This is a genomic window from Tunturiibacter psychrotolerans (genome assembly GCF_051013365.1).
Taxonomy (GTDB): Bacteria; Acidobacteriota; Terriglobia; order Terriglobales; family Acidobacteriaceae; genus Edaphobacter; species Edaphobacter psychrotolerans_A.
In genome coordinates this window covers 4,544,296-4,567,294 of sequence record NZ_CP132941.1, presented here as the reverse complement: position 1 = coordinate 4,567,294, position 22,999 = coordinate 4,544,296, and the positions used below count along the sequence as shown (strand labels likewise).

The 22,999-nt window shown below is 57.6% G+C and carries 19 protein-coding genes; 5 read left to right on the top strand and 14 right to left on the bottom strand.

All coding sequences use genetic code 11. The annotated features are described in order from the left end of the window. Positions 1-93: 93 nt before the first annotated feature. Positions 94-1,830 (bottom strand): GWxTD domain-containing protein, encoded by a 1,737-nt coding sequence (locus tag RBB76_RS19265; protein ID WP_429629326.1) that lies wholly within the window; start codon positions 1,828-1,830, stop codon positions 94-96. A 287-nt stretch (positions 1,831-2,117) separates the two neighbouring features. Between RBB76_RS19265 and RBB76_RS19260 the strand changes: the two genes are divergently transcribed. From RBB76_RS19260 to RBB76_RS19245, 4 genes are all read left to right on the top strand, one after another. Then, the gene (locus tag RBB76_RS19260) at positions 2,118-3,518 is read left to right on the top strand and encodes an efflux RND transporter periplasmic adaptor subunit (RefSeq protein ID WP_429629325.1); all 1,401 of its coding nucleotides are present in this window, start codon (positions 2,118-2,120) and stop codon (positions 3,516-3,518) included. A 124-nt stretch (positions 3,519-3,642) separates the two neighbouring features. Next, entirely contained in the window at positions 3,643-4,401 is a 759-nt protein-coding gene (locus RBB76_RS19255; RefSeq protein ID WP_429629324.1) for an ABC transporter ATP-binding protein, read from the top strand. A gap of 62 nt (positions 4,402-4,463) precedes the next feature. After that, entirely contained in the window at positions 4,464-7,091 is a 2,628-nt protein-coding gene (locus RBB76_RS19250) for a hypothetical protein (protein ID WP_429629645.1), read from the top strand. Positions 7,092-7,222: 131 nt separating this feature from the next. Further along, positions 7,223-8,161 carry a hypothetical protein gene (locus RBB76_RS19245; RefSeq protein WP_429629323.1) on the top strand — a complete coding sequence of 313 codons (939 nt, stop codon included), beginning with the start codon at positions 7,223-7,225 and terminating at the stop codon, positions 8,159-8,161. Positions 8,162-8,669: 508 nt separating this feature from the next. Here RBB76_RS19245 and RBB76_RS19240 read toward each other — a convergent pair. The 6 genes from RBB76_RS19240 to RBB76_RS19215 all read right to left on the bottom strand — a co-directional run bounded on the left by RBB76_RS19240 (position 8,670) and on the right by RBB76_RS19215 (position 15,613). After that, positions 8,670-10,199: an amino acid permease gene (locus RBB76_RS19240; RefSeq protein ID WP_429629322.1), complete on the bottom strand. Its 1,530-nt coding sequence runs from the start codon at positions 10,197-10,199 to the stop codon at positions 8,670-8,672. A 33-nt stretch (positions 10,200-10,232) separates the two neighbouring features. Beyond that, on the bottom strand, positions 10,233-11,744 hold the full coding sequence (locus tag RBB76_RS19235) for an APC family permease (protein ID WP_429629644.1): 1,512 nt from the start codon (positions 11,742-11,744) through the stop codon (positions 10,233-10,235). A 104-nt stretch (positions 11,745-11,848) separates the two neighbouring features. Then, the gene (thiE, locus tag RBB76_RS19230) at positions 11,849-12,481 is read right to left on the bottom strand and encodes a thiamine phosphate synthase (RefSeq protein ID WP_429629321.1); all 633 of its coding nucleotides are present in this window, start codon (positions 12,479-12,481) and stop codon (positions 11,849-11,851) included. Positions 12,482-12,590: 109 nt separating this feature from the next. Continuing rightward, the gene (accC, locus tag RBB76_RS19225) at positions 12,591-13,946 is read right to left on the bottom strand and encodes an acetyl-CoA carboxylase biotin carboxylase subunit (RefSeq protein ID WP_429629320.1); all 1,356 of its coding nucleotides are present in this window, start codon (positions 13,944-13,946) and stop codon (positions 12,591-12,593) included. Between the two features lie 50 nt (positions 13,947-13,996). Further along, positions 13,997-14,497, bottom strand: coding sequence for an acetyl-CoA carboxylase biotin carboxyl carrier protein (gene accB / locus RBB76_RS19220; RefSeq protein WP_429629643.1), 501 nt, complete (start codon positions 14,495-14,497; stop codon positions 13,997-13,999). Between the two features lie 42 nt (positions 14,498-14,539). Beyond that, entirely contained in the window at positions 14,540-15,613 is a 1,074-nt protein-coding gene (locus RBB76_RS19215) for a M24 family metallopeptidase (protein ID WP_429629318.1), read from the bottom strand. Between the two features lie 88 nt (positions 15,614-15,701). On the opposite strand from RBB76_RS19215, the gene RBB76_RS19210 reads away from it, so the two are divergent. Further along, a complete protein-coding gene (locus tag RBB76_RS19210; protein ID WP_429629316.1) occupies positions 15,702-16,577 on the top strand; it encodes a metallophosphoesterase in 876 nt (291 codons plus the stop codon). Between the two features lie 62 nt (positions 16,578-16,639). On the opposite strand, the gene RBB76_RS19205 is transcribed toward RBB76_RS19210, so the two are convergent. The 7 genes from RBB76_RS19205 to RBB76_RS19175 all read right to left on the bottom strand — a co-directional run bounded on the left by RBB76_RS19205 (position 16,640) and on the right by RBB76_RS19175 (position 22,899). Then, the gene (locus RBB76_RS19205; RefSeq protein WP_429629315.1) at positions 16,640-16,846 is read right to left on the bottom strand and encodes a hypothetical protein; all 207 of its coding nucleotides are present in this window, start codon (positions 16,844-16,846) and stop codon (positions 16,640-16,642) included. Between the two features lie 6 nt (positions 16,847-16,852). Further along, positions 16,853-17,107, bottom strand: a complete 255-nt coding sequence (locus RBB76_RS19200) for a helix-turn-helix domain-containing protein (protein WP_429629313.1) — start codon at positions 17,105-17,107, stop codon at positions 16,853-16,855. Positions 17,108-17,221: 114 nt separating this feature from the next. Then, entirely contained in the window at positions 17,222-18,262 is a 1,041-nt protein-coding gene (locus RBB76_RS19195; protein WP_183979517.1) for a 6-phosphofructokinase, read from the bottom strand. A 209-nt stretch (positions 18,263-18,471) separates the two neighbouring features. Then, entirely contained in the window at positions 18,472-19,503 is a 1,032-nt protein-coding gene (locus RBB76_RS19190; protein WP_433963454.1) for an MBL fold metallo-hydrolase, read from the bottom strand. 21 nt (positions 19,504-19,524) lie between these two features. Further along, complete coding sequence (locus RBB76_RS19185) at positions 19,525-20,385, bottom strand: HAD family acid phosphatase (protein ID WP_429629309.1); 861 nt, start codon at positions 20,383-20,385, stop codon at positions 19,525-19,527. Next, positions 20,354-22,144 carry an AMP-dependent synthetase/ligase gene (locus RBB76_RS19180; protein WP_429629307.1) on the bottom strand — a complete coding sequence of 597 codons (1,791 nt, stop codon included), beginning with the start codon at positions 22,142-22,144 and terminating at the stop codon, positions 20,354-20,356. The genes RBB76_RS19185 and RBB76_RS19180 overlap by 32 nt, the downstream gene beginning before the upstream one ends. Before the next feature lie 101 nt (positions 22,145-22,245). Beyond that, on the bottom strand, positions 22,246-22,899 hold the full coding sequence (locus tag RBB76_RS19175) for a TetR/AcrR family transcriptional regulator (RefSeq protein WP_429629305.1): 654 nt from the start codon (positions 22,897-22,899) through the stop codon (positions 22,246-22,248). Between the last annotated feature and the right edge of the window lie 100 nt (positions 22,900-22,999).

Sequence of the window (22,999 nt, the reverse complement as noted above, 5' to 3'; positions counted from 1 at the left end):
CCCAGAAAATTAGGGGGCGTCTTACAGAGTGCGATGTGACTGGTTATCGCGATTTGGCGTCTGCGTAACCATGTACCCTTCTAAAGCACCTGTCTAATCTATGATAAACGGCGCAGATTCTGCGATCTGCTGCTTCGTGATTCCGTCGTTCACTTTGATATTCACCTGATACTTGCCAGGCTGAAGACTTGCCAGCGGCAAACTCTTCTCAATCGTAACCTGATCCGCATTGGGGTTGGTCTTCGAGGTCAACTCCTGCGTCTCAAGAACGGCCTTATTGGTCCCGACGTCGAGAATTTCATACTCGATCGTCGCACCATTCTGTTTACTCTTCTCATCGATCCCTAAGTTATACACCTGCATCCAGAAGTTCAGATTCTGTCCCCTGTGAAAAGTCACAGGAACCCCAATTCCAGTCGGAACGCGTGGAGTAATGTGAGTATCGCCAATAATAAAATTCCCGGCACCAATATCCTTCGACGGGACTCTCTCCATCGACGATGCCAGAATCAGCGAAGACGAAGCGAGTCGATCATCGTCGTAGGCTGGCACGTTTAAACTTCGTTGCCATCTTCCAATATGGTCGGGATTATTGACATCCTTAATCACAATGTCAACCTTGTACAAACCGGGACGCAGCGGCAATGCCTTCCAATAGACCGATTGATCGGCTCGCTTGCGCGCCAACAGTTCACTCGGCACCTGAACACTGACCGTGTCTTCGAAGGTTTGAATCGCCTTATGATTCAGGTTCGACACGCGTCCCAGGATGTTCACCGTACCCATCGCAACGCCATCTTTATTCGTGAACGTGATGTCTTGGTTTCTGATCTGCAGCGTCACTGGCACTAGAATCGTATCGTTTGTAACCTTAACGTAGTCCGTCCGGACATCAAACAGGAACGGTGGCCCGGTCAGAATCTTAGAAGTCGTCATAAACGACTCCAGATCCTTGAACTTAATCTCAGGAGGAGCCATCAACTTCGCATATCGATCGAGCCGGTCGAACTGCTTGCTCTGATTCGCGGAGGACATCGGTCCTGCGCCAAGTTGTTCCAATCCACCTGAAAAACGGTCTGCCTGCTTCGACTGTCCCGACTGCTCATATAACGTCTGACCTGCGCCCGGAACATGCTTGAGAGCGTCCTTCTCGGAACGATCAATCGTCATGTGGTAATCGCCGCACATGCAGGTATCGACAAATTCGATATCGATGTTATCCCCGATACCCTCCAGATAGCGATAGTGCCAAATCTCGAAGGGAAACGTAGAGGTATTGCCACCACCTTCTTCAATCGGACGGTCGTAGCTGCCGCCGCTCGGGTGCGCATCGATATTGTCCGGCTTTCCGTAAGCAATATAGATATGACCGCGATCTGTTCTCCAGCCAGGCTTGCCCGCCGCGAAGTGGTCATTCGCGTATGCGATGCGCGCGTAGTGTTCCTCGCGAAACTCATTCTCAGGCGAATCTGGATTCGGATTGCGTCGCAGCCAGAAATTCTCGATGAACTGGTCGCGCTCTTCGTCATTGCTCAGGCTCTTGAACGCCTGCAACTCCTGGTCCGTGATGATCCAGCGAACGTCTTCATCCACCCACTTCTTGTAGACACCCTTTAACTCCGCCTTCAGCGCCTTCTGCTGGTCTCGTATTTCCTTGTCGCTCCGCGGACGTTTCAAAGGATCTGGCTTCTCCACCGTCACCGGACCCTTGGTCACGCCATCAGTCTGGTCAGAACCGCTGGTCGCCTCCTGGGCCGTCAAAACATGCCCCCCCATAAAGATCATCCCCAATAGGGTCGTGCAGGATACCAAGCGCCAAGAAATTTTCATAGAGAAGGGGTGCACTCCTGTTACCAACCAACATTGTAGAGCCGTTACATCTCCGTTACAAGAGGAGACTCAATGCTTCCCCTGATATCATCGCTCGTGTTCCCACAGAAGCTTACAAGTCTCGTCTAGCGAAGGGTTGCAGGGCTTTGCACAGTTGCTCGTAGATTCTCCAACTTAGCTTTTTGGAATGAGGACGGAACGCAATTTCTTCCGCTTCCGTACTAGCGTTTAGCAGCACCGACTCCCAGGCGCCTCCGATTCTTCGCGAGACGCAATAGAAAGCGGCAATGAGCATAAAGAAAATCATTCTGATCGTGGTTGCTGTCCTGGTTCTTGCAGGCATTGTCGTGGGCACGATCCTTCACGGACAGGCCAGCGTCACCAAAGTCGCCACCGGCAAAGCCGTCCGCCAGGATCTGATCGCCGTCGTCAACGGTACCGGCCAGATCAAGCCGAAGACCTACGTCAACATCGGCGCCACCGCCTTCGGACGCATCACCCACCTCTACGTGAAAGAGGGCGATCACGTGAAGTCCGGCACGACCCTCGCCACCGTCGAGAGCGTTCAACCGCAGGCCACGGTCGCAGCACAGCAAGCCACAATCGCCTCGTCCCAAACCGACATCACCAGCTATATCGCCGCAGAGAAAACCGCCGAGGCCAACATCGCTCAGGGCAAAGCAGATCTCGAACAGAAACGACTCGACTACGGTCGCGCTGAGTCCCTCTACAACGAAAAGCTGATCGCCAAGCAGGACTACGACGCCAAAAAAGCCGCGTACGATATGGCTGTCGCTACCCTCGCCCAGCGACAGGCAGCACTTGCACAAGCGAAAGCGCAAACCGACTCCCAACGCGGCCACATGAATCAGGCAGTCGCCAGCCAACGCGCAAACTACGATGCCCTTGACAAGACCGTAAGCCGCGCTCCCTTCGACGGCCTCGTCACCAACGTTCCTGTCCGCGAAGGCGAGACCGTCGTCCTCGGCATTCAGAACGCTCAGGGCTCCACACTGATGACTCTCGCCGACATGTCCGTCATTACCGCCGAGGTCAAAGTCGACGAGACCGACATCGTCAATGTCTCTCTCAACCAGACCGCCGACGTCACGGTTGACGCTCTGCCCGGTCGTGTCTTCAAAGGACACGTCACTGAGGTCGGCGATCAGGCTCTCCTCCGCACCACCGGAGTCGCCACCAGCCAGAGCACCACTGGCACCGAGGAGGCAAAGGACTTCAAAGTCGTCGTCACCCTCGATCAAGTAACAGACGAACTCCGGCCCGGCCTTTCGGCAACGGCAAAGATCACTACCGCCCACAAGCCCAACGCGCTCACCATACCCATCCAGGCCCTGGTTCAGCGCGACCCCGTCGTCGAAAAAGCACTCGCAGCCAATGCAGGCAAGGCAAGCGTAGTTTCCGCATCCACCTCCAGCGCTCCCGCACACAAACCCCAACCCGTCCAGGGAGTCTACGTGCTCCAGACCGACCACAAAAAGACTCGCGCCAACTTCGTTCCTATCGCCACCGGAGTTACCGGAGCCACGGACATCGAGGTTCTCAGCGGCCTCAAAGATGGCGACGAAATTGTTACCGGCCGCTATCGAATCCTTCGCACCCTTAAGAGCGGAACTGCAGTCAAAATAGACAACAGCGTGGAGGCCCCCACCGACGCCGACAAATCGTAAAAAAATATCTGAGCACGAAGAAAAGCCCTAAAATTATTGTTCTCGGAGTGACTCACTCAATACCGCGGAACCATCCCACCACCCCAAACGTACTATCCTGAATCACAGGAGCACGGAGAACCGGATGGCTATCGAAACTGCAGTCGAATCCAACCTCAGCACCAGCAACGCCTCCGGCCCCACGCCGGGAGACGTCATCGTCACCGACAATCTCTGGAAGACCTACGAGATGGGCGATCAGCAGGTGCATGCCCTCCGCGGTGTCAATCTCCGCATCCGCCACAACGAGTACGTAGCCATCATGGGTCCTTCAGGCTCGGGCAAATCAACCTTGATGAACCTCATCGGTTGCCTTGACTCCCCCTCCCAGGGCCGCTACTGGCTCAATGGCCACGACGTCTCCGAGCTCAACGACGATGAGCTCGCCCGCATTCGCAACAAGGAAATCGGCTTCGTCTTCCAGACCTTCAACCTCCTCGCACGCGCCACCTCGCTTCACAACGTAGAGTTGCCCCTCATCTACAACGGCACACCCGCGGCCGCCCGCACCGAGCGAGCAAAGAGTGTTCTCGAATCCGTCGGCCTCGGCAGCCGCATGATGCACAAGCCCAACGAGCTCTCCGGCGGTCAGCGTCAGCGCGTCGCCATCGCCCGCGCCCTGGTCAACAAGCCCTCCATCATCCTCGCCGACGAACCCACCGGCAACCTTGACTCCAAAACCGGCGACGAAATCATGGCTCTTTTCGACGAGCTCCACTCAAGCGGCAACACCATCGTCCTCGTCACGCACGAGCCCGACATCGCCGAGTACGCCCACCGGATCATCACCATTCGCGACGGTGTCGTCGCAGGCGATCATCTCTCCTCACGCATCCGCAAGTAGCAGCAAACATTCACCGTTCCAAGCAACATCCGAACCCATCCCATTCCGTCTAAAATGGAATGATGGCAAAAGTGTTTCGCCGTTTGCGCCTCGCTGGAACTCTCGCTGCCGCCCTGCTGGGTTGCCCCCTGCTCCACGCCGCCGACGCCGCACGCTTTGATCTCGCTGGCCCCAAGGTCGATGTTCACGTCACGCGCGCAGGCAAAACACTGCCCATCGCCCAGGTTCCCAATCTTCAACCAGGCGACAAGATCTGGCTCCGCGCCGACCTGCCCCCCACGCAATCCGTTCACTACCTCCTCGTCTGCGCCTTCCTGCGCGGCACCACCAACCCGCCCCCCGATAACTGGTTCTCCGAGATCCAGACCTGGAACAAAAAAGTCCGCGAAGAGGGCGTCACCATCACTGTCCCTGCCGAGGCCCAGCAGGTCATCCTCTTCCTAGCACCTGAAACCGGCGGCGACTTCAGCACCCTCCGCTCCGCAGTCCGCGGCCGCCCCGGCATCTTCGTTCGCGCCTCACAAGACCTCATCGAATCCGGCTTCGAGCAGGCCCGCATCGAGACCTACCTCGCCGCCATCCGCCGCGTCCCACCCGACGACTCCAAAGCTCTGGCCGAGCACTCCGACCTCCTCTCCCGCACCCTCAATCTCAAGCCCAACGGCGACTGCTTCAAACGCCCCGTCGACACTCAATCCACCTGCCTCACCCAGGCTGGAAATCAAACCCTCCTCGACGACGGCCACGGCCAATCCGTCGCAGACGCACTCAACGACGGCTCGAACTCCGACCTCATCAACCAGGCCAGCTACACCCGGCTTGCCGGCGGCGGAAACTACAGTCCCTACGTCGGCGCCATCGTCGACCTCATCCGCATCACCAGCACCCTCCACACCGCCAAATACCAGTACATCCCCGCCATCGCCTTCCCCGACGGCGACGCCCTCAACCTCCGCCTCAACACCCCACCCTCATTCAACAATCCCAAATCCGTCATCGTCATCGGTCTTCCCGCAATCCAGGCTGCAGTCCCCCCGCCTCTGCGCTCAACCGACCCCGAAGCCATCTCCTGCCTGCTCAAACCCGCCGTCGTCCTTCCCGTCGAAGGCGCACCTCTGGTCTACGCAACCGCTCTGGCGCACGATCTCGCCCTCCACCTCGACGGCCCCAACGGCGGCACCGATATTCCCGTCACTCCAGACGCCTTTCGTGGCGGCCTCGTCCTCGCCCACCTTCCCGCCCGCAAGCCGCTACCGATCGACCCAAGTCTCACGTCAGACGTCGAATCCAAACCAGCCGCAACCCCGGAATCTCATCCCGCAGAAACAGCTTCTACGCCAGCACCGCATCCAGGCACAAACGCTATCACCGGCACCATCACTGGCTTCTGGGGCTTCGACGCCTTCAAGGGCCCCACCCTCCAGCTCCAGGACACCCCAGGCAAAGACTGGAAGCTCGCCGACGATGACATCCTCATCGCAGGCCGTGAAAACCATCTCATGCTCAGCTCCACCGGCACCGCCTGCCTCGACACCGTCTCCCTCGACACCAGCGCAGGCAAACTAGTCGAAACCAAGTGGAAGCCTGCCGAGAAACCCGCCACGGTCGATGTCACTGTCTCTCTCAAATCCATCGACCCCGGCTCCCTGCACCTCGCCATCAAGCAGTTCGGCGACGACAAAGCCGACACCGTCGCAGCCAAAACCTACTCCGAACCCGCCCGCCTCACCGCACTCGAGCTCCACGCAGGCGACACCACCGCCGACCTCACCGGTACCAGCCTCGATCAGGTCCAGCAGCTCACCATCGACAAGCTCGTCTTCACTCCCGCCCCGGTCAACTTCCCATCCAACCAGGACACCGCAACCCCCATACCCGCTCCATCAAACTCGGACACGCAACTCCGCCTCACGCTTCCGCCAAACAGCCAGGCGCCAAAACTCAAAGTCGGCGAGCATCTCACGGCACGCTTCTCACTCAATGACGGCCGCACCCTCACCCTTCCCGTCACCGTTGCGCCCCCTCGCCCGGCCGTTACACTCATCAGCAAGAACATCGGCCAGGCTACGCCGACGCCCATCCATCTCGCCGGCGACGACGACCTGCCCTCCGACGAGCTACTCACCTTCTCTCTCAAATCCGTAGCGTCTTTCCCCCGCACCGGCAAGATTGAGATTTCAAACTCAGACGACAGCCTCCGCACCACGCTCAGCGTCTCAGCCGGCAACCTGGTGCTCCAGAACCCCCACACTCTCCTCGCGACTCTCAACCCGATCAAAGACTTCGGAACCTCCGCCTTCGGCCCCCTCCGGCTGCGTCCTGTCGCCCCCGACGGCACCACAGGCGATTGGATCCCCCTCGTCACCCTCGTCCGACTTCCCACCTTCAAAGACCTGCGCTGCCCCGCAGACCAAAGCCAACCCTGCACCATCACCGGCTCCAGCCTCTACCTTGTAGACTCCATCGCCACCGACCCGGCCTTCACCAGCCCCACCACGGTCCCTGAGGGCTTCGTCGGCACCACCCTGACCCTCCCCCGTCCAGCGAGAGCCGGCTTCTTCCTCCGCCTGCGCGACGACCCCACTGCCACCAACACAGTCACTCTGCCCATTCTGCCCCAGTCCTCCGCCGGAGCGACCGCCCCCGCCACCACAGCAGCCGTACCCAAAAGCCTCCCCAAAACACAGTGAAGTAACTTCGAAGGCATCACTATGACGTCTTCACCACAACTGAGTGGGAAGACCGTTCTGTCGAAGGGGAACACCGGAAATCATCCACGCAAAGCGGCGGTCGCAGTTGTCAAAGGACGTAATATAACCGCGTGGACACCATCGACTGGCTTCTCGATTCGGACCCCGCAATAAGCTGGCAGGCAATGCGCGGTCTAACCGACGCCTCCCCAGCGGAAATCGCCGCGAAGCGCGCCCGCGTCACACAGGAAGGGATCGGCGCAGAGATTCTCGCCTGCCAGGGCTCCGACGGCCCATGGCACAAGGCCGGCAAACCCGACTGGCTCCCCACCCTCTTTACCATGCTCCACCTGCGCTCCACCGGCGTCGACCCCAACGACCCCGCCGTCCAGTCCGCGGTAGCTCGTCTCGAAGCAGGCTTCCAATGGGACGAAGAGTTCCGCGACAAGCCATTCAAGACGTTCTTCGAAGGAGAAGTAGAACCGTGCATCAACGGAGGTGTCCTCGCCCTCGGCGCCTACTTCCGGCGCCCCACCGAGAGCCTCGCACGCCGCCTTGTCAGCGAGCAGCTCGAAGACGGCGGCTGGAACTGCGAAGCACCGAAGAGCACACACTCGTCCTTCCACACCACCATCTGCGTGCTGGAGGGACTGCTCGAGTACGAGCGTGCCGTCAAGCCCGCCCCGGAAATCGCCGCAGCCAGACGCCGAGGCGAGGAGTACCTCCTAAAGCGTGTTCTCTATCGTCGTCTCTCGACCGGCGACGTTGCCCATCCGGCATTCCTGAAATTCGCTTTCCCGACCCGTTACCACTACGACGTTCTCCGCGCCCTCGACTACTTCAGAGACGCCGGTCTTCCACCCGACGAACGCGTCGCAGATGCCATGCACCTCGTCGTGACCAAGCGGCAGACCAACGGCCGCTGGCTCCTCGACGACGCGCACGACGAAGCGCTAGCCCTCCCATTCAGCGAATCCGTAGGCCAGCCAAGCAGGTGGAACACACTCCGCGCACTGCGAGTGCTCCATTGGCACAAGACCCAAGGGCTCCAGGAAACGAGCGCTCAATAGTCAAATCGAGTCGTCATCTCGACCGAAGCTTTGGCCGCTGCTTTTCATTCCACACACAACAAAACGTCATCTCGATCGAAGCATCAGACAGCCTCACCGTCTGATTCGCAGTGGAGGACCCCCGCATTTGCTTTTGCCTTCGCACTTCTTGTTGTCATCCCCGAAGGGGATCTGCGGTTGTCCTTGCTTTTGCGGTTGCCGCTGCTTTTCCGACCGAAGTCCCGTGCCACATAAACCCTGTCAAGCCCCCGAACCACCCAAACCCAACCCTCACAACAACATCCACGTGGCGTATGAGTTCCACCCAAACCGCTATACTAGCTACAGAGCATAAGAAAGCCCCGGCGACCGCCGGGGCTTTTATCATTCACACTCGTAACCCTTTTGTTTGGACGAATTTGGCCGTAACCCCTTTGCCTGGAGGATTTTACAGAGAGGACTGGACCGTAAATACTTGATTATAAACAGCTTACGCGCCGGTAATGGGGGGGGGGTACCCCCCCATTCCCTACGTGCCCTCAGCCTTCAGCGCCTGTTGGACCTTGCTGTGTTTGACGCTGTACGTAAAGTAGATCACCAGCCCAAACGCGAGCCAACCCAGCACCACCACCTTGGTCAGCGTAGGCAGAGTCCAAACCAGGTAAAGCGCACTGACGATACCCAGGAACGGCACAAGCGGAACCAGCGGTGTTTTGAACGGACGATGCAGAGTCGGATTACGTCTCCGCAGAATCCAGACTCCCGCGCAGACGATCGCAAACGCGAGCAGCGTTCCCATGTTCACCAGTTCGCTCAACCTGCTGATCGGCAACAGCGCCGGCATAAACGCCACGATCGCGCCGACCACCAGATTCGAGATCCACGGCGTACGGAACCTGGGATGGATCACCCCAGCCCACTTCCACAACAGGCCGTCCCGCGACATCGAATAAAACACTCGCGACTGCCCCAGCAGCATCACCAGCATCACCGTAGCCAGACCAAACACAGCACCAATCTTCACCAGAATGCTGCCCCACCGGACGCCCGTCACATCGATGCCGACCGCAACGGGGTCGCCAACATTCAAAGCCTTGTAGTTCACCAACCCGGTCAGCACGCCCGACACCACGATGTAGAGCAGCGTGCAGATCACCAGCGACCCCAGGATGCCGATCGGCATATCACGCTTCGGATTCTTCGCCTCCTGCGCCGCCGTCGACACCGCGTCGAAGCCGATATACGCAAAGAAGATCGAAGCAGCACCAGCCGTAATCCCCCCGATCCCAAAGGCCCCTGGTCCCTCGCTCGGCGGAATGAAAGGAGTCCAGTTCGCATGAGCCTCAGCAGGATGCTTCAGGATGTACCCGATCCCCAACACCAGGAAAACTCCGACAACACCCAGCTTCACGATCACAATGGCGGTATTCAGATTCGCCGACTCCTGAATCCCGATGATCAGAATCGTTGTGATCACCGTGATCGCCAGAAAAGCCACCAGGTTAAACACGCCGGTGACATGTGGCAGAGCCGAAGCGTTGATTCCCGCAGGAAGCGCCGTCAGCGCCTGCCAGCGATCGTGGTACAGATACAGCACATTGCCCGGAGTAGTCGTCAATTGAGGAGGAATATGAATATGGAAGTCCTGCAACAGCCCGACAAAGTATCCGCTCCACCCCGAAGCCACCGTCGCCGCGCCGAACGCGTACTCAAGCACCAGATCCCAGCCAATGATCCAGGCGACAAATTCGCCCAGTGTGGCATATCCATACGTATACGCCGAACCTGCGATAGGAATCAGCGAAGCGAACTCCGCATAGCAGAGACCTGCAAACGCGCAGGTAATACCAGCCACAACGAAGCTGAGCATCACTGCCGGCCCTGCGTGTTTCGCAGCAGCCTGCCCAGTCAGAACAAATATTCCGGCGCCGATGATCGCCCCGATTCCGAGTGTGATCAGATTCAGTGGGCCCAGGGTACGTTTGAGTCCGCTTTCGCCCTCATTCTCTGCCTCCTGCAGCAGACTCGATAGAGGTTTGATTGCCAGCAACTTCGCCATTGATTCGAGTTCTCCACTTTCCTGAAACTTTCACTACCCTTCGTTTGCCGTCATCTCAATCGGCTGAGACCGTAGCATCCGAGTCCATACCAGATAAACAGGTATTCCCAGCAGAACCAGCACAAGACCTGGCCAAGTGTATTGTGGTTTGTAACGCAATAGTACTGCACAAATCCAAACAGCCATCACGATGTAGAGCGCCGGCAGTACCGGATACCCAAACGCCTTATAAGGTCGCACAGCATCCGGCCGCTTACGACGAAGCACAAACAAACCCGCAATCGTCATAACGTAGAAGACCAGCACAGCGAAAATCACATAGTCCAGCAACTGCCCATAGCTCCCCGACAGACACAGCAAGCAAGTCCACGCCCACTGCACCCACAATGAATTCACCGGAGTTTTGGACCGCTCGCTCAGCCTGCCCACCGATTTGAAAAACAATCCATCGCGGCTCATCGCGTAATAAACTCGCGCTCCGGCCAACAACATCCCATTCACGCATCCAAACGTCGAGACCAGAATCGCCGCAGCCATCAGCTTCGCACCATATCCGGCAAAGGCCCGCTCCATCACCGCGGTCGCAACTCTGTCTTCAGACGCAAACTGAATCCCTCGCCCCGCAATCGTCGTAGCCGCGGGATCACCCACCATCGGCAGCACACTCAGGTAGACGAAGTTGCACAACACATACAGCAGCACCACAACACCTGTGCCAATCGCCAGCGACAACGGCAGATTCCTCTTCGGATTCCTGATCTCCCCCGCCGTGAACGTGACGTTGTTCCACGCATCCGAACTGAACAGTGATCCCACTTGAACGACCGCCACCATCGTCAACAAGCCCACATAAGCGGTCGGTCCACCCACCCCTACCTGCACCGCATGCACCGTATGCCACCCCGCCCCAGCCCAGAAGTTATGCCATCCCGCACCGAAATTCGCCGCAATAGCAACCGAATTCTTCGCCAACACGCCGACCAGCACCACCGCCGCCAACGCCAGCACCTTCGCAGAAGTGAAGACATTCTGCACCGCCGCACCCATCTTCACACCGAACGTATTAAGCAGCGTCAGCAGTGTAATGACCACAATCGCCGAAAGGTTCGCCGTATTCAATCCAATGTCCATGTTGCCCAGAACCATCGGCCCCACGTGCCACGCAGGAACATGCCCAATATGGAAGATCCAGTTCTGCGCACTCACACTCGGAAAGAAAACACCAAGAAATTTCCCGAACGCGACCCCAACCGCTGCGATCGTCCCTGTCTGAATAACCAGGAACAACGTCCACCCATAAAGAAAACCCCATAGCGGCCCAAGTGCCTCGCGCAGATAAACATATTGTCCGCCGGCCTTCGGCATCATCGCCGCCAGCTCTCCATAACTCAGCGCGCCAATGATGGTCATTGCCGCCGTCACCAGCCACGCCGCAATCAGTAGTGCGGGCGACCCTAACCCACGCGACATATCCGCCGAAACGATGAAGATACCAGACCCGATCATCGAACCCATCACGATCGCGGTCGCCGAAAATAACCCCATCCCCTGCACAAATTGAGGAGCCGACGACGTTCCTCCTCCGTCAACCGGCTGCAATCGTGGTTCGTCCAGTTCAGTTTTTTTCACAAGATTCACGTTCGTCTGTTCTACCGTAAAACATCGAGAAAGTCTCTCGCCACTTTTTCGACTGATTTCCCCTCGTCAATCAAGGCACTGATCACCGCAACCGAATCCGCTCCCGCTTCGATCACACTTCGCGCATTTGCCCTGGTCACTCCACCAATCGCAACCAGCGGCTTCGTCGTCAACGCCCGCGCCAGCGTTACACCCGCCAGCCCAATCACCGGTTCAGCGTCCCGCTTCGTCCCTGTAGCGAACACCGGTCCCACAGCAATATAATCGGCACAACTCAACTCGGCCAACCGTACCTGTTCTTCAGTGTGCGTTGACACCCCAACCCAACGCGCCGCTCCCACAACCCTGCGTGCATCCTCTGGCAAAATATCCCCTTGCCCAACGTGAACTCCATCCCACCCGGCGATCACCGCCAGATCTGCGCGATCATTCATTATCAGCGCGCACCCGCTCCCTGCGAAGATGTCACGAATAATCTCTGCATTGCGGAGAATCGTCTGCGGAGCAGCTTCTTTGTCGCGATATTGAACCAACTGCACACCCGCGTCACGGATTGCACGAGCAAAATCGCTCAGGTCGGCGCCCCGTTTCACCAACACCCCAGCGTCGATGATGGCGTATAAACCTGGAACAGAACGCGTCATTTGCCTCATAACTAAGATGTCGTGCGATGGTCATGATTTTCGAACAGCTTCACCCACGCATCCATTTGAAGAGCGAGTAGCGCCCAGGTATACGTCACGCTTCCACCGACTAGCTATCTTTCTGCCGTTCGAAGAATCGTTCCATAAACTTCGTATCGAACTGGCCTGAGCGAAACTCTTTGTCCGCGAAGATCTTCTCGTGTAGAGGAATCGTCGTGTGAATCCCTTGCACTACAAATTGGCTCAACGCCCGCTGCATCTTGTTCATTGCCTCTTCGCGATCGGCCCCATGGCAGATCAGCTTCGCAATCAAGGAATCATAATACGGTGGCACAAAACCCTCGGCATACTGCGCCGTATCCACCCGAACCCCATTACCGCCCGGCAAATTGAACGCCGTAATCTTACCCGCGCTCGGCGTGAACTTCTCTGGATGTTCCGCGTTGATCCGGCACTCGATTGCGTGCCCACGAATCTCCACCGGCTTCGTGATGATCGAGGTCAGCTTCTCTCCCGACGCGATCCGCAACTGCGCTTTGACGAGATCAATTCCTGTAACCATCTCGGTGACACAATGCTCCACCTGGATCCGAGTATTCATCTCGATGAAGTAAATCTTGCCATCTTCATCCATCAAAAACTCAATCGTCCCAGCGTTCCAATACCCAATATTCTCTAGAGCGCGCTTGATCGTCTTACCGAGCTCTTCGCGCAGCTTCGGAGTCACCATCAGACTCGGAGCTTCTTCAATTAGCTTCTGATGGCGCCTCTGGATCGAACACTCTCGCTCGCCCAGACTCATCACATTGCCATGTTCATCCGCCAGCACCTGGAACTCGATATGCCGGGGCCGCTCGATGAACTTCTCCATGTACATATCGCCGTTGCCGAACGCATTCGCCGCTTCAGTCGAGGCCTGCTGGTACATCCCCGGCAATTCTTCTTTATTCCGACAGATACGCATCCCACGACCGCCGCCGCCGGCGACAGCCTTCAAGATCACTGGATATCCAACGCTCCTGGCCCACTCCAGTGCCTCATTTTCGTCCGCGATCACCCCGTCCGATCCCGGTAGAATCGGCACCTTCGCCTTCTTCATCGTCTGCCGCGCCGTAGACTTCTCCCCCATCATCCGGGTTACTTCTGGCGGAGGGCCAATGAACTTGATATTCGAAGCCCGGCACACCTCAGCGAAGTTTGCATTCTCGCTCAGCAGCCCATACCCAGGATGAATCGCATCCACATCTGCGATCTCAGCCGCAGAGATCACCGCCGGCACGTTTAGATAGCTATCCGCGGAACGCGGAGGCCCAATGCAGATCGCCTCGTCGGCAAACCGCACATGCAGCGAATTCCGATCCGCCTCGCTGTACACCGCAACCGTGCGGATACCCATCTCTTTGCACGCGCTGATCACGCGCAGTGCAATCTCCCCACGATTGGCAATTAAAACCTTACGAAACATAAACTCGAGATGCCTTCCATCGAACTTTGCTGATGAATCGCTACTGTCTCTTAACGCGCTTTGATGGCAAACAGTGGCTGCCCGTACTCCACCGGCTGCCCACTCGATGCGATCCGCTTCACGACTTCACCGGCCACATCAGCCTCAATCTCATTCATCAGCTTCATCGCCTCGACGATGCAAAGCACCTGCCCGACCTCGACCTGATCCCCCACTTTCACAAACGCCGGCGCGCCAGGAGACGGTGATTCATAAAATGTTCCGACAATAGGCGACTTCACCTCATGCAGCTTCTCCTCGATCTCAGCAGCCGGAGCAGCAGCGGTCGACGCTACAGGAACGGTGGCAGCAACCGTGGCCGGAGCAGGCGCCGAGGCCATCAACCGGCTCAACTGCGCCATATCGAATCCGCCAGCGGGAGCAGCCGCAGGCTCACCTGCAAATTTGATCCGCACCTTCAAGTCGTCCTGCTCCATATCGAACTCGGCGATCTCATTCGCCTTCAGAAACTCGACCAGTTCGCGCAGCTCATTTAACTTATTTCCGTCCATCATGTCTCTTCCCGTGCCTCTTGCGGCACCATCTCGTTTTTTTTAGAGCTCAACCCAGGCCTTCACGCTCGGCGTCAACACTTCACCGCCATTGGCCGTCACTAAAACCATATCTTCAATGCGCAACCCAAACCGTCCCGGCATATAAACGCCAGGTTCGATTGTAATCACCATTCCCTGCTGTAGCACCTGCGTCTGTTTCGCTGCAAGCCTCGGTCCTTCGTGTATCTCTAACCCAACACCATGCCCGGTAGAATGGCTGAAGTATTTATCCAGCTTCACCCTCCGCAAAACGCTCCGGGCCGCCTCATCCACCTCTCCGGCAGTCACTCCCGGGGCCACAGCGGCGACTGCAGCCTCTTGCGCTTCCAGCACAGAATCATACACGTCTCGTTCATCCCGCGATGCCTTGCCCAGGTGAACAGTACGAGTCATATCGCTGCAATATCCGTCGAGAATAACACCGAAGTCCAATGTCACGAACCCTTGCTTCGGCAGTTTTGCCCGCGTGGCCCGCCCATGCGGCAGAGCAGATCGCTCTCCACTCGCAACGATCGTATCGAACGACATTCCCTCTGCGCCCGCTAGCCTCGCCGCATATTCCAGCGTCGCCGCGACTTCAGTTTCAGTCAGCCCTGCCTCCAGATACGTCAGCATTCCATCAAACAAATCGCACCCGACCAAAGCAGCGGTCCGTACCAGATTTATCTCGTCAGCGTCTTTCACCTCTCGCAGTCCGGCCACAATCGGCCCTACCGCCACAAACATTCCCCGCCGCACCTTCGCCGACACTGCCTTGCGCATGGTCTCCAGAGACGCCACCGTCATATGCGCCGAATCAAACCCACAGCGCTTTACCCCAGCCGACTCCATCCACTCACATGCCGCAATCACCGCTGCCTTCTTGGTGATTACGACCTTGGTTCCAGTTGCCTCTGCACGCGCCTGTATCGTGTATCGCCCATCGGTAAACAGCGTCGCTCGCCCACCCATCAATACCAGCACTGCGTTCGAGCCCGTAAAGCCGCAAAGATACCGAACATCCGGCAGATGCGTGATCAACATTCCATCGACGCCAGATGCCTTCGCTGCAGCGCCGGTTCTCTTCTTTCTCAAGCTGAAATTCATCACCTTTGATTCTACCCAACTCCCTGGTCGCCAAGCCGCCTTTGGTCCTATGCCCCTTCTCCCGGTATCATGAAGTATGCCCGGCTCTCAATCCGTTCAGCCGTCGCGCTTTACTCGACGCAACTTTCTCATCGGCACCGGAACTACCGCCGCGGCTTTAGCCCTTTACTCCGGGGAGATCGCTCGCCACGAAGTGGACATCGTCCATCGACCCATCGCCATCACGAATCTCCCCGCCGCCTTCAACGGCTACCGCATCGTTCAGCTCAGCGACATCCATCTCGACGAATACACAGAACCCTTCTTCCTCGAGCGGATCATCAGCAAGGTCAACACCCTGAATCCCGACCTCGTGCTCCTTACCGGCGATTTCATCACTCACGGCTCTATCACCTTCGTAGCCGGCAAACACGCCGCGCACCGATGCGCCGAGATTATCGCCACACTCACTGCGCCTCTACGGTACGGCATCCTGGGCAATCATGACGTCGCCGTCAACGCTCCTATGGTGGTCGAGGCGCTCTCCAGCCGAGGCACACCAGTTCTCGTCAACCGGTATGTTCCCATCGAGCGCAACGGGGATCGTCTCTGGCTCTGCGGCGTCGATGATCCAGGCCAGAGCACTCCCGACCTCAATCTCGCACTCCCCACCAAGCCAGACGGTCCAGTCATCCTCATGGCCCACGAACCCGACTACGCCGACACCGTCATGGCCCACCCCCGCGGCCACCTCGTCGATCTCATGCTCTCAGGCCACTCCCACGGCGGCCAGATTCGTCTGCCCTTTCTGGGCCCGCTTATCCTGCCTCCATACGGGGAAAAGTACCCTGAAGGGCACTACCGCTTCAATCGAATGCAGCTCTACGTCAACCGTGGTATCGGCACCGTGGGTCTCCCCTTCCGCTTGAACTGTCCCCCTGAAATCACGGTCATCACCCTGCAATCGGCCTAGCCTATCGGCCCACCCATATTGGCCGCGCAACCTTCGCGGAACGAGCCGGCAACCGCTGCCATTCAGCTCCCGAAGGCGGTAAAGAAAATCATCACGACTCCCAACCCAAGCAATACCAGTGCACCCACCAGCCGCGCCACCACGCTGTACCACGGCTTCCTGGCCACCGACCAGAAAAGCTTGATCGCGAACCAGAACGCCGCAACAGCAACGGCGCCAAACAGGACAATGTACCCATTAAGTTGTAGTGCCAGCAGCTGTGGAGTCAATCCGTTTTACCGAGCCCGCGCAACCGGTTTTCTCTGCTTGGGCATCACTGCAATCGGCGCAGGCGGTTTCACGCCCGACTTCTCATCCATCCAGGTATCCAGCAGCGTCTTCTTGAACCGCCACCGGTTCCCCAACTTGAACGCCGGAATAAACCCCTCGGAAGCATATCGGTACAACGTGTCCCCACTGATGCCCAGATATTCCGACGCCTGCCGGATGTCCATCACCTCACGCACCGTTGCCTGTACTGACACAGCCATCACAAGTCTCCGTTCGACCTAAAGCAGTGCACAATGGATGCTGAGTGTAGAGCAACACCCAGCACCCTCTTTGTACCCCCTTTTGTCTACCGGCACAACAAAAATCGCCTTCCGTTAACTGGAAGCTAACGGCTGTAACCCCTTCATTACCGCCAGTAAGTCCTCCCCGACCGTCCTGTTCTTCGCGATTGCTTCTGCCAGCGGAATATCCGTGATTGTGGTTCCCTTCAACACCACCAGCCGGCCAAACTTACCCGCATGCACCAGGTCGATCGCCGCCACTCCATACCGCGTAGCCAGCATCCGGTCATAGGCTGAAGGCGTCCCGCCGCGCTGTGTATGCCCTAGATTCACACTCCTGGTCTCATACCCGGTCCTCTTCTCAATCTCCTCGGCCAGCGCCTGACCAATCCCGCTCAGCCGAGCATGGCCAAACGAATCGACAGCCGTTCCGTGCGTCGCCTGTCCCGACTCTGGAAACTGCGCCCCCTCCGCTGCGACCACAATCGAAAACTTCTTGCCATGCTCACGCCGATACTTCACCAACCGGCAAACCTCTTCGATATCAATTGGCACCTCCGGCACGAGAATTACATCTGCGCCCCCAGCGATGCCCGCCGTAATCGCAATCCATCCCGCATCTCGCCCCATAACCTCGCACACGATCACCCGGTTATGCGCCTCCGCGGTTGAGTGCAACCGATCCACCGCCTCCGTCGCAATACTCACCGCCGTATCGAATCCGAAACAGACATCGGTCCCGTTCAAATCGTTATCGATCGTCTTCGGCACACCAACACACTTCACACCCTTCTCGCTTAACGCCAGGCTGATCGACTGTGTATCGTCCCCACCCAGAGCGATCAGCGCATCCAGTTTGTGCTTTCCCAGCACCTCAACGCACTTCTCAAAACCACCCGGAATCTTCTTCACATTCGTTCGCGAAGACCGCAGAATCGTCCCGCCGCGATGCAGAATCCCTGACGTCGTCTCGAGCGTAAGCGGCATCGTGACATCATCCAGCACGCCTCGCCACCCCTCCATAAACCCGACAAACTCATCCCCATGATGCAAGATTCCCTTGCGCACCGCAGCCCGAATCACCGCATTCAGCCCAGGACAATCCCCACCACCGGTCAACATTCCAATCCTCATTAATCTCTCCTTTTGACATCAGCGAAATCATACTCTGCTCTCTTCAAATCATCACCTTCGGCATTCAACCGTTTAGAGAGCGTGCGGCACCGTCAAGATCAGAGACGAGCTGAAGATCGACCTTCAATCAAACGAAATAGCGAAGATGCGCGCACGACGCCAAGACCTGAAGAGTTCGTTATGAAGAATCTGCGTCAAGCATCGCAACTTCACCGCCACCAATCCGACCGCACCTCATCTCCACCCACTACCTCAGTCGGCCGCCCCGGTTCCGGAGCCCACAGCTTGATCCCTCTTTCGTCAGCCAATTCCACGATTCGTGTAATCGGCTGACGCCACGCATGGAGAGCCAGATCAAACAGCCCCCAATGAATCGGCATCATCAACCCTCTACCGCCCAGTGCCTCGAACGCCCGCGCGGCGCCATCCGGCCCGAGGTGAATCCCATCCCACAGCACATCGAACGCTCCGATCTCCAGCATCGTCAGATCGAACGGCCCATACGCTGCGCCGATCTCCGCAAACCCCTCCCACCACCCCGAGTCTGCGCCAAAGTACACCGTATGCTTTGGCCCTTTCAACACAAACGCCGACCACAGCGTCTCAAATCGATTGAACAGACTTCTCCCGGAAAAATGCCGCGTAGGTACCGCCGTAATCTCCACCCCGCCGACATTCACGCTCTCCGTCCAATCCATCTCCTGGATCCGTGTCGCCTCTACGCCGAACTGTCGCAACTCCTCACCCACTCCCAACGAAGTCACCCACTTCGCCCCGCGCATCGACACCATCCCTGCAAGCCCACGAATCGATGCCTCTCCCAAATGGTCATAGTGATCGTGTGACACCAGCACTGCGTCGATAGACGGCAACTCCTCCAGGCGCATAGTCGGAGCAAAAAACCGCTTCGGCCCGGCCCAACTCGTCGGCGATGCCCGCTCGTCCCACATCGGATCGATCAACAACCGAACACCGTCGATCTCCACCAACAGAGACGAGTGTCCCATCCAGGTCACTCGCAGCCCACTCTCGGAAGCCTTTGCATAAATCGAAACGTCCGTCCTGAATGGTCCCAGCGGCCGCGCTGGTGCCGTCTCTGCCTTGTTCGTCAAATAGTGCGGAAGCAGCTTGAAGATCGTACCCAACCCACCGATGACAGTAGGCACAGGATTCGAAAACTTCCGTCCCACCTTGCTCGCTCGCCGCAACATCGTCCTATCGCTTGATACTAAAGTCCCCAATTCAAGCCTCTCTCCTAACCCTCAAGGCAAATAGTAAAAGGGATTCGGCAGCTTAACACTAATCTCTGCCTTCGGCTCACCATTCAAGTCACTCCACTGGTCCCCAACGCTCATCACAATCCGATACCCGGCATCGACAATCTTCTTCCGCTCTTCGCTCTTATATTCAACCGTTGCCATCGTCTTCTCAGCCCCTTCTCGCAGAGCAAGTCCCTTCCATCCCTTGTACCCTGCGGCCTCCAGATTCTTCGCCGTAGCGGCTTTCTGTTCTCCCGGCCGACCCGTAATAAAGAAGACCTCTAGTCCCTCTGTCCGAGCTTCATTGAACAGGCGCAGCGTCCCTGGTATCGCCATATCCGCCGCTGACGAAACAGCCCACTCATTGAATGGCGTAGAGATGAAGCCATAATCCTCCCGCTTCATCTCGCAGTAGTTCGTCAACGAAGTCTCGTCAATATCCAGAACCAGCGCAAGTTTCTCCCCTGCCTTCCGAGTAGCAATCAGCCGCCCAAGCTCAGCCTCTGCTCTCTTCGCCTGCGCATCCAAATCCGCCCAGTAGCACCCGCCTGTCCCCACACAGTCGGCGTAGTCTTCCAGCCGATACCGTGCCACGCCAAAGTTCTCCATCGGTTCCGCCGCCACCATCATCGTCGGATCCGCCGCAGCAGTCTCCGCCGTAGCCACCGCTGCTGCCACAGTAGGACGTGGCGCAACCTGCGGCCGCAAACTCGGAACCTGTTTCGCCGCAGGCACCGCACACACCGGTGGCCCAACTTGCGCCAGACAGACCCCACATGCCAGTGTCGCCACACACAACACCCGCAAAACCGTCACTCTGAACAACTCCGGATCATACTTTCGATGCAGTCGCCTCATCCGCATAGAAGTCTCCGATCTCCTTCGCATACTTCTGCTCCACCACACGTCGCTTTAACTTCATACTCGGCGTCAGCGTTCCGTCCTCAACGCTCCACTCTTCCGGCACGATGCTCATCCGCTTCATGCTCTCAAAGTTCGCCAGCCCCATATTCACCTTATCTACGATGTCCTGATAGGCCCTCACCACCTTCGCGTCTTTCACCAATGCCGCATGGTCTGCCGCAGCGATCCCCTGCCCCTTCGCCCATCCTTCAAGAGCAGCAAAGTTCGGAGAAATCAACACACATGCAAACTTGTGTTTATCACCCACCAGAGCCGCGTGAGCCACCAGAACATTCGCCTTCAGCTTATTCTCAATCGGCTGCGGAGCGATCAGCTTTCCTCCACTAGTCTTCAGCAGCTCCTTCTTCCGATCCGTAATCGACAGATACCCGTCCTTATCGATATTCCCAATGTCCCCGGTCTTGAACCACCCATCCGCAGTAAAGACCTCAGCTGTCTCCTTCTCTTTCTTCCAATACCCGATGAACACCGAGGGCCCCTTCACCTCGAGCTCCCCATCCTCTGCAAACCTGCACTGCACATTCCCCAGCGCCTTGCCCACAGTCCCGATCCGATGAGCCTCCGGATAGTTCACCGCAATCACCGGCGACGTCTCCGTCAACCCATACCCCTCAAAGATCCGAATCCCCACATCCGCAAACCATCCCGCCGAATCCATCCCCAGCGGCGCGCCCCCCGAGATGAATACCTCCGCACGCCCCCCAAATGCCTCGCGAATCTTCGAGTAAACCAGCTTGTTCGCAATCTTCCAACCAGGCGAACTCGGCGTCTTGCCCACCAGTATCTCCGCCCGATGCTTCTTCCCGACACCCAGCGCCCAGCGCAGAATCTTCAGCTTCGCAGGCGACGCCGCCGACTTCGCCTCCACCGCCTGCCGAATCTTTTCATAGACTCGCGGCACTGCCAGAAACACTGTCGGCCTCACTACCTTCATTGCCGCCGCCAATTGATCAAACTTCGCGCAATAAGCCAGCTTCACCCCGTAGCAAAGCAACGCATAGTCGGTGTGCCGTGCCGTCACATGCGACAGCGGCAAAAATGAGATACAGCTATCCTTCTCCGAAAATCCCATCTTCCCCGTCGAGAAGTTCACATTGCTCGTCAAATTTCCATGCGTCAACATCACGCCCTTCGGCTCTCCGGTTGTGCCCGACGTGTAGATAATCGTCGCAAGATCCTCTGGCTTGATCGCCTTTAGCATCCCACCAAACCCAGCATCCTTCTGCTGTCTTGCCTTCGCTCCCTCCATCAACGCACCGAAGCTCTCTGCATTCGGAAACTCTCCGGCATCCATAATCACCACATGCGCCAGCTCAGGCAGATCCCCCGCCGCCAACAGCTTGTCGTACTGCTCGCGCGACGACAGCACCGCCACCTTCGCGCCCGAGTCCCGCAGCATGTACCCGATCTGCTCCGGCGTCAGCGTCGGATAAAGCGGCACATCCACCGCTCCAATCGCCAGCGTCGCAAAGTCCGTTACCGGCCACTCCCACCGGTTCTCCGAGAGAATCGCCACCCGATCGCCCTTACCCACTCCCCATCCGCGAAACACATCCGCCAGCGCCCGCACCCGACCATAAAGCTCATCGGAACTAATTGGCTTCCACGTTCCATCCGCCTCCTGCCCCAGCATCACTGCCGTACTACCCCGCCCCGTAGCCCGTTCCAGAACTTCACTCAACGTCACAAAATCAAACATCGTCTCTCCCTGAACCCATATCTGCAGCCGCCGCTGCTTGCTTTCCTAATTTCCATGAATAGAGCGATCGACCGGCTTAAGTTCGCCGTCTTCTCCCAATATCATCTCGCCTGAATCCCACTCAGCAGCACATCCATCACCTGGGCGGCCGTCGCCTTCGAATCATAAACCCGCCCGGTAAACACCGCTGAGCTCAGCAACTCGTCAATTGCCCCGAACATGCAGTGCGCCACAACACCATCCGACACATCGCGCCGGAAGATTCCCTCCTGCTGTCCCCTACGCACCACCTCGCGCACCACCTGGATGTACTTCACCAGATGATGATGAGAAAACTCCGCTATAAACTTCGCACTCTGTCGCACCTCGGTCTGCATCAACACAGCCATGCTCCGATTCACCGCATGACTCTCCAAATGAACTTGCGCGATATATTCCAACTGCTCACGCGGATCTTTCAGAGTCTTGAACTCGTCCTCCACCTGCCGATGAAATTTATCGAAGGTCGAATCGATCGCTGTCCGCAGCACGTCATCCTTACTTTTGAAGTAGAGATAGATCGTCCCGTCCGCCACGCCAGCTCGCTTTGCAATCGCACTCACCGGTGAGCTGAAATATCCATGCTCCGCGATGACCTCCACCGCAGCATCCAGAATGCGTTGATATTTTTCGCTCCCAGGTCCCGTTGCGGGCGCATCTGCCTTAATGGATTCAGGCCTCGTCTTCTTCGCTAATCGTTTCAGTCCAGGCCTCAAACCGGAAATCTCCGGTGCCGTCACTCTAATGAATCAAAGCGACTTTGCCAAGAATGAATTGTGATTCATTCCCCACAAATGAATCTTTATGCAATTCCTG